Source organism: Leptospira dzoumogneensis, from assembly GCF_004770895.1.
Classification (GTDB): Bacteria; Spirochaetota; Leptospiria; order Leptospirales; family Leptospiraceae; genus Leptospira_B; species Leptospira_B dzoumogneensis.
This window is the reverse complement of the sequence record NZ_RQHS01000010.1, coordinates 401,045-408,877: the sequence shown is the minus strand read 5'-3', so window position 1 is coordinate 408,877 and position 7,833 is coordinate 401,045. Positions and strand designations below refer to the sequence as shown.

General features: G+C 44.4%; 7 protein-coding genes. All 7 read left to right on the top strand.

Going from position 1 to position 7,833, the window contains the following annotated elements:
- The coding region (infB, locus tag EHR06_RS07735) for a translation initiation factor IF-2 (RefSeq protein ID WP_244288535.1) at positions 1–2,337 on the top strand (2,337 nt) is incomplete at its 5' end.
- A gap of 7 nt (positions 2,338–2,344) precedes the next feature.
- On the top strand, positions 2,345–2,698 hold the full coding sequence (rbfA, locus tag EHR06_RS07730) for a 30S ribosome-binding factor RbfA (RefSeq protein WP_086446695.1): 354 nt from the start codon (positions 2,345–2,347) through the stop codon (positions 2,696–2,698).
- Positions 2,655–3,581, top strand: coding sequence for a tRNA pseudouridine(55) synthase TruB (gene truB / locus EHR06_RS07725; protein WP_135756458.1), 927 nt, complete (start codon positions 2,655–2,657; stop codon positions 3,579–3,581). The genes rbfA and truB overlap by 44 nt, the downstream gene beginning before the upstream one ends.
- A 51-nt stretch (positions 3,582–3,632) precedes the next feature.
- Positions 3,633–3,899: a 30S ribosomal protein S15 gene (gene rpsO, locus EHR06_RS07720; RefSeq protein ID WP_135756457.1), complete on the top strand. Its 267-nt coding sequence runs from the start codon at positions 3,633–3,635 to the stop codon at positions 3,897–3,899.
- A 14-nt stretch (positions 3,900–3,913) separates the two neighbouring features.
- The gene (pnp, locus tag EHR06_RS07715) at positions 3,914–6,001 is read left to right on the top strand and encodes a polyribonucleotide nucleotidyltransferase (protein WP_135756456.1); all 2,088 of its coding nucleotides are present in this window, start codon (positions 3,914–3,916) and stop codon (positions 5,999–6,001) included.
- 41 nt (positions 6,002–6,042) lie between these two features.
- Complete coding sequence (locus tag EHR06_RS07710) at positions 6,043–7,335, top strand: M16 family metallopeptidase (protein WP_135756455.1); 1,293 nt, start codon at positions 6,043–6,045, stop codon at positions 7,333–7,335.
- 1 nt (position 7,336) lies between these two features.
- Positions 7,337–7,771 carry a dUTP diphosphatase gene (dut, locus tag EHR06_RS07705; RefSeq protein ID WP_135680293.1) on the top strand — a complete coding sequence of 145 codons (435 nt, stop codon included), beginning with the start codon at positions 7,337–7,339 and terminating at the stop codon, positions 7,769–7,771.
- The last annotated feature ends 62 nt before the right edge of the window (positions 7,772–7,833 follow it).

Below are 7,833 nucleotides of genomic sequence, written 5' to 3'. Positions count from 1 at the left end.
ACTCAAAACCGCGAAGGCGGTGGTGGAAACTACCGAGGATCACGCCTAGCCGGAAACCTAGGATACCACCCCCGTGATGGCGGTGGTTACCAAGGCGGTCAAGGTGGCGGCGGATATCGCGGAGGCCAAGGTGGTCAGGGCGGTGGTTACCAAGGCGGCCAAGGTGGCGGCGGATATCGTGGAGGCCAGGGTGGTCAAGGCGGTGGCGGTTATCGTGGCGGTCAAGGAGGCCAAGGCGGTGGTGGTTATCGCGGAGGCCAAGGCGGTCAAGGCGGCGGCGGTTTCCGAGGCGGTCCAGGTGGACAGGGCGGAGGATTCCGTGGTGGTCCAGGCGGCGGCCAAGGCGGTGGTTTCCGAGGAGGCCCAGGTCAGGGTGGCGGATTTAGAGGCGGCCCTGGAGCAGGAGCTCCACCTCCAGGTTTAGGACCTGTAGAAGGCGGAAGAGGAGTTCCTTCCGGCAAAAAACGTAATGATAAAGATAGAGGCGGAAGACCGGAAGGTCAGGAAGGTTCTGAGAATTCTAAATTCTTCCGTCAATCTTACAAAAAACAGAAAGTAAGCGGGCCTACAGGAGTTTCCGTACCGAAAGAGATCACTCTTTTGGAGAATGTCCAAGTAGGAGAACTGGCTAAGAAAATGAATCTTAAGCCGGGAGATGTTATCGGAAAACTCATGAAAATGGGAATGATGGTGACTATCAATAATATCATCGATGCGGAAACTGCATCCATTCTCGCTGACGAATACGGTTGTAAGGTAAAAGTAGTTTCTCTATATGAAGAAACTCTAATCGACGAGGAAAAAGACAGTCCTGAAGATTATATCCATAGACCTCCAGTCGTTACCATCATGGGTCACGTTGACCATGGTAAGACAAAACTATTGGATACTATCCGTAAGTCTTCCGTCATCGATACCGAGTCCGGTGGAATTACACAACATATCGGTGCTTACCAGGTAAAAACTTCCAGAGGGGAAATCACCTTCTTGGATACTCCTGGTCACGAAGCATTTACATCTATGAGAGCAAGGGGAGCAAAGGTTACGGATATCGTGATCTTAGTGGTTGCTGCCGACGACGGAGTGATGCCTCAAACTTTAGAAGCATTGTCTCACGCGAAAGATGCAAAAGTTCCTATCATAGTTGCGATCAACAAAGTGGATCTACCTGCTGCAAATCCTGATAAGATCATGCAGGAACTCGCTAACCATGGGCTTCAATCCGAAGAATGGGGCGGGGACACTATGTATTGTAAGATCTCTGCGAAAGAAAATATCGGGATCGATAAACTTTTAGAATCGGTACTTCTACAAGCGGAAGTTCTGGATCTGAAAGCGAACCCTAAACGTAGAGCAAAAGGTACGATTGTAGAGGCGAAACTGGATCCGGGCCGCGGAGCAGTTGCGACAGTTCTTATCCAAAACGGAACTCTAAGAGTTGGTGATCCGTTTGTTGCCGGTGTATTCTCCGGTAGAGTTCGTGCGATGTATGACGATTACGGTCATCTGATCAAGGAAGCAGGGCCTGCTTTCCCTGTTCAGGTAACTGGACTCGACGGAGTTCCTGATGCAGGAGCACCTTTCGACTCTGTAGAAGACGAGAAGGAAGCAAGAAACATCTCTCAACACCGTATCGAATTCGAAAGGATCGGAAATGCAGGAGCTGCAGGTTCCAAAGTCACTCTGGAAAACATGAACGAGTTCATCAAACAGGGTGCATTAAAAGAACTGAAAGTAATTATCAAAGCGGACGTTCGTGGTTCTGCGGAAGCGATCAAGGAAGCCCTGGAAAAACTTTCCACTTCGGATGTAAAACTGAACGTAATTCAGTCCGGAGCGGGAGCTATCGTGGATATGGACGTGATGCTTGCATCCGCTTCTAACGCTATCGTGATCGGTTTCCATGTTCGTGCGAATCCTAAAACCATTGCACTCGCCGAAAAAGAAGGCGTTCAGATCAAATACTACAACATCATTTATCAGGTTGTGGATGAGATCAAAATGGCGATGGAAGGACTTCTCGAACCGGAAAGGATCGAAGAAGTTATCGGAACTGCAGAGATCAGAGAAGTATTCAAAGTTTCCAAGATCGGAAATATCGCAGGTTGTATGGTTACTTCCGGAAAGATCACAAAAGCTTCCGGTATCCGCGTGATCAGCGATGGAGTCCAAGTATTCGACGGAAAACTCAAGTCTCTTCGAAGATTCAAAGACGAAGTCAACGAAGTGGTGAACAATTTCGAATGTGGTATCCAGTTGGATAATTACAACGACTTCAAAGCAGGCGATACGATCGAAGCTTATACTGTCACAGTAGTAAAACGGAAACTGGAGTAGTGTTAGAGTGAATCCGATCCGTAAAAGGAAAATCGAAGCGGAGACGGTTCGGACCGTCGCCATGATGATCCTGGCCGGAAAAGTCAAGGACCCTAGGGTCCATATGGTTTCCGTTCACAGATCGGAACTCTCGGACGATTCCAAAAATCTAAAGGTGTACGTCACGGCTATCGTTACGGACAAAAAAAAGGAAAAATTACTCGCTGGATTAAATAGCGCCTCGGGTAAATTTGCCGCGACTCTTTCCACAAAACTCAATCTTAGGATCACACCTCGGATGAGTTTTGTTTGGGACGAAGAATATATCCAAGGTTTAGATGAATCCCTCCGACTTACGAGAAAACCAACAAATCCGGACTGAATTCGGATTTCTGCTCTTGGATAAACCGATTGGAATGACTTCTTCCGATCTGGTTTTAAAAGCCAAAAAGACTCTCGGACTCAAAAAAGTAGGGCATACCGGTACCTTGGACAAGGCTGCCTCCGGTTTAATGGTCCTTCCTGTAGGCACTTCTACAAGTTTCTCCCAAGTATTTTTAGGAAAAGACAAAGAGTATGAAGCCGACGTTCAGTTCGGCTTCTCCACTGACTCAGGCGACAGAGAAGGTTTAGTGGTAGAAGATTGGGAAACTTCTAAGATCCAAAAATGGTATCAGGAATCCATGCCCAAACTGGAAGAAATTCTTTCCAAGGTTTCCGGTTGGGAAGAGCAGATCGCGCCAGAAGTTTCCGCACTAAAAGTGCAAGGACAAAGAAGAGCAAAATTATTTAGAGAAGGGATCTCTGTTCCGCCAAGCATTCGTAAGATCAAAATATTCGAATTCTCCGCTGGAGACTTCTGCCCGGAAGGTTTCAAATTGAAGACCAGGGTTTCAGGCGGGACTTATATCCGTAAGTTAGTCATGGACATTGCTGAAGAAGCAGGGATCCCGATGTGCCTTAAGTCTTTGAATAGGACCAAGGTGGGCAAACTCAAACTGGAGCAGGCGGATACTTACGAGGCTCTGCTGCTTGGAAAGGCAATCATCCATCCTCCGGAAGAAATTCTGGATATTCCTTCTGTGGAGATCCCCAGCACCGAGGTAAAAGACGTTTTTCACGGGAAAAAGATCAAACTGGACTGGATCCCGGCTCAGGAGTTCCTACTTACCTCTCCGGAAGGAGAGATTTTGGCGTATTGCAGGAGGGAGGGACTTCCTGGCAGCCTTTCTTATAAATATTTGAAGGTCTTTTCTAAAATTTAGCTTGGACAGGGGGCTAGGCCCCCGAAAATTGGCAACAGGTACAATCAAACTATGGTAACTACGGAACAAAAGAAGCAAATTATTTCCACATTTGCAAAAGGACAAAGGGACACTGGTTCCACTGAAGTCCAAATCGCACTTCTAGACGCTCAGATCAAAGATCTTAACGAGCATTTTAAAACTCATAAGAAAGATTTTCATTCTAAAACCGGTCTTCTTAAACTTATCAGCAAGCGTAAAAGATTGCAAGAATACCTAAAACGTACTGATCTAGAACGTTATAAAAAACTAATCGAAGCTCTCGGACTCCGTAAGTAATCAGGAGTCCTCTCATGGCTAAAACTATTAATGGCCAATTTGGCCGTGATTCAATCACTCTCGAAACGGGAGATTGGGCGAAGCAAGCCCACGGGTCCGTAGTATATAAAACCGGAAATCTTGTTTTATTAGCAACTGTTTGTGCCGCAGACGAACCTAAAGAAGGCCAAGACTTCTTCCCGCTTACTTGCGAATATTCTGAAAAAGTTTATTCAGTAGGTAGATTCCCAGGCGGATATTTCAAAAGAGAAGCAAAACCTTATGAGCATGAGGTTCTGAACTCAAGGATCATCGACAGACCGATCCGTCCTCTTTTCCCTGAAGGATATTTCTGCGAAGTTCAATTACAAGTAACCGTTCTTTCTGCGGATAATGAAATTTCCACGGCCGGTCACGCTCTAAATGCTGCTTCTGCAGCATTAACGATCTCTAATATTCCTTTCAATGGCCCGATTGCCGGAGCAAGAGTAGGAAGAATTAACGGAGAACTCGTAATCAACCCTGGTAATAAAGAGATCCTGAATTCCGATCTGGACCTGGTAGTTGCAGGGACTAAAACCCATATCGTAATGATAGAGGGAGAGGCAAAAGAATTATCCAACGCTGAAATGTTGGAAGCATTAAAATTTGCCCACCAACATATCGCTAAATTTGTAGAACTTCAAGAATCCTGGGCGAAAGAACTCGCTGTGGTTAAAAAAGAAGTTAAACTCAAAGTAAAAGACGAAACTCTTTTAGGCGAAGTTCGCAAATACGCATTCGATAAGATCTCTTCCGCAAACAAGACCGCTGATAAAGCTTCTCGTAATAAAGAAATCTCTAATGCAAACAAAGAAGTTGTAGAACACTTCAAAGAGACAGTAACGGAATCCGAGAAGATCAAGGACATCAAAAACTTCTTACATGAACTCGAGTATGAGATCGTAAGAGAGCAGGTATTAAAAGAAGGAGTTCGTTTCGACGGAAGAAAGTTGGACGAGATCCGAAATATCAGCGTAGAGATGAGCCCTCTTCCGGGAGTTCACGGTTCTGCAGTATTTACCAGAGGTCAAACCCAGTCTTTGGGAACAGTTACTCTTGGAACTGCATCCGACAACCAACGTTATGAAACATTGGAAGGTCAGAAAGAAAAGAACTTCATGCTTCATTATAACTTCCCCGCTTTCTCAGTGGGAGAAGTAAGAAGATCTTCCGGACCGGGTCGTAGAGAGATCGGTCACGGAAATCTTGCAGAAAGAGCACTTAAACTAGTTCTTCCTAAACCGGATGATTTCCCTTATGTGATCAGAGTTGTATCCGAAATTTTAGAATCCAATGGATCTTCTTCCATGGCTTCCGTATGTTCAGGATCATTAGCCCTAATGGCAGCAGGTGTTCCGATCAAGTCCGCAGTTTCCGGAATTGCAATGGGATTATTCTCGGACGAATCCGGAAGATTTGCAGTATTATCCGATATCGCAGGATTGGAAGACCATTTCGGTGATATGGACTGCAAGATCGCAGGAACCAGAAAAGGGATCACTGCATTCCAAATGGACTTAAAAGTAACCGGTGTTGATTTTAACGTTCTAGATGCAGTATTCTCTCAGGCAGAAAAAGCTCGTTTCCATATCTTGGATGTAATGGAAAAATCCATCTCCAAAGCTGCGGATTCAGTTTCTCGCACAGCGCCTAAAATTATCGTAAAATATATACCTAAAGATCGTATCGGGGAACTGATCGGTCCGGGTGGTAAAAATATCCGTGGGATCATCGAAGCTTCCGGAGCGGATATCAATATAGACGACGATGGAAAAGTGACTATTGCTGGAGCCAACCAAGAGCAGGCAGAAAAAGCTGCAGGCATGGTAGAAGGTTTCTTCGCAGAAGTAGAAGTAGGAAAAATTTACGAAGGCAAAGTAAAACGTATCACCGATTTCGGTGCCTTTGTGGAGATCCTACCAGGTAAAGAAGGACTTTGCCATATTTCCAAATTGGATTCCAAGCGTGTGAATTCAGTTAAAGACGTTGTAAAAGAAGGTGAGATCATCCGTGTCCGCGTATTGAACGTGGATAAAACCGGAAAGATCGATCTTTCCAGAAGAGACGCTCTCGAAGTTTAAAATCGAATCAGACCGGCGAAATTTTTTCGCCGGGTAGTACATTGGTTTTTCTAGAAGAAAAAAATCATAAAATAACATTAGGGAACGGACTTGTAGTCCTTTTCCAAAGAGCTCCTTATTCAGTAAGCGTGTCTATGGGAGTGTATGTAAAAGTAGGATCCAGGTCCGAGACCTTGGAAACTGCAGGTTACTGTCATTTCCTGGAACATATGCTTTTTAAAGACACCGAAAAGCGTACTGCAAAACAACAGGCGGAAGATTGGGAAAGAGTAGGAGCTTACTCTAACGCGGCCACTTCCAGAGAATACACTTACTTTCATGCAACCTTAGCTTCCAGGGATCTGGAACTCGGATTGGAATTACTTTCAGAGATGATGTTCCAACCTTTATTTAGGGACCAAGATATCCGCACGGAAGCGGAAGTTGTTTTGGAAGAAATGAAAGGTTACGAAGATTCTCCGGAAGATGCTATCCACGATTTTTATTATAATAATCTATTCAGAGAAAATTCTCTAGGAAGAGATATTATAGGAACCGAAGCCTCTATCAGAGGAGTGACTCCTTCCAGCCTTAGACAATTTTACGAAACCTATTATCATCCGGAGAATATGATACTTTCTCTTTCCGGAAATTATGAGCCTGAATTCGTATTCGATCTGATCTCCAAATACTTCTCCCATTCGGTTAAAAAAGGGAAAGAAGGAACATTCGAAACTCCTAAAAAAGAATTCGGATATTTCCGCAAAGGGAATAAGGAAACGGAACAGGCTTATTTTATTTTAGGCGGAGAAGGTTTCCCACGAAATTTCCACGATGCTACCAGGCTTTCTCTTCTCACACATGTTTTAGGCGGGGGAATGTCTTCTCGTTTATTCCAAAAAGTCAGGGAAGAAAAAGGACTTTGTTATCATATCACAAGTTACCCTTCTTCTTATCGTGATATAGGGATCAACTCGATCGTATGTTCCACTTCCAAGGAAAGATTTGCGGAAAGTTTGGAGCTGATCTTGGAAGAAGTGAAACTTTTTGTGGATAAAGGAGTGACTTCCCAAGAATTGAAGGACGCTAAAACAAACCACGAAGGAAGTCTTTCCATAGGTTACGAGCATACCGAAAGTAGAATGAATAATATCGCTTTCCAAGAATTGTATTACGGAAAATACAATTCTTTAGAAAACAGGATCAAAGAGATCCATTCAGTAACCGAAGAAGAGATCAACGGGACCGTCCGAAAAATATTCGCATTACCTCAATTACATCTTTCCGTTTTGGCAAAATTAAAACCAAAAGAAGAACAAAAAATTAAATCCATTTTCGGATCTTATTCTTACTAATATGAAAATCCCGGTAAAAAAACTAAAAGAGAAGGCTCTTCTTCCTGAGATCAAAACTTCAGGTTCCGCAGGTTATGATATTGCTGCTTGTTTGGATTCCACTCTGACATTGCCTGTGGGAGAAGTCGTTTTAGTTCCTACAGGACTTTCTTTTGCGATTCCGGAAGGATTTCATTTCGAGATCAGACCCCGCTCCGGATTTTCCACTAAATTCAAGATCCTAATTCCGAATACTCCGGGCACAATCGACTCGGATTATAGAGGAGAATTGATGGTGCCTCTTCTCAACCTGGGAAAAGAACCATATCTTCTCGAAGATAAAACTAGGATCGCTCAATTACTCATCCGCCGCACCTGGCATACTGATTGGGAATTAGTGAACGAACTTCCTGAATCGGAAAGAGGAGCGGGCGGCTTCGGTAGCACCGGTTTTTGAGACGCGGAGAGAAAAGAGACACAGAACTATTCTCACGCAGAGGCGCAAAGTCGCAGAGAGGA

What these genes read in the sequence shown, in the direction of transcription:
- rpsO (WP_135756457.1), top strand. Translation starts at nt 3,633, where the DNA reads ATGGTAACTACGGAACAAAAGAAGCAAATTATTTCCACATTTGCAAAA.
- dut (WP_135680293.1), top strand. Translation starts at nt 7,337, where the DNA reads ATGAAAATCCCGGTAAAAAAACTAAAAGAGAAGGCTCTTCTTCCTGAG.
- truB (WP_135756458.1), top strand. Translation starts at nt 2,655, where the DNA reads ATGAATCCCTCCGACTTACGAGAAAACCAACAAATCCGGACTGAATTC.
- pnp (WP_135756456.1), top strand. Translation starts at nt 3,914, where the DNA reads ATGGCTAAAACTATTAATGGCCAATTTGGCCGTGATTCAATCACTCTC.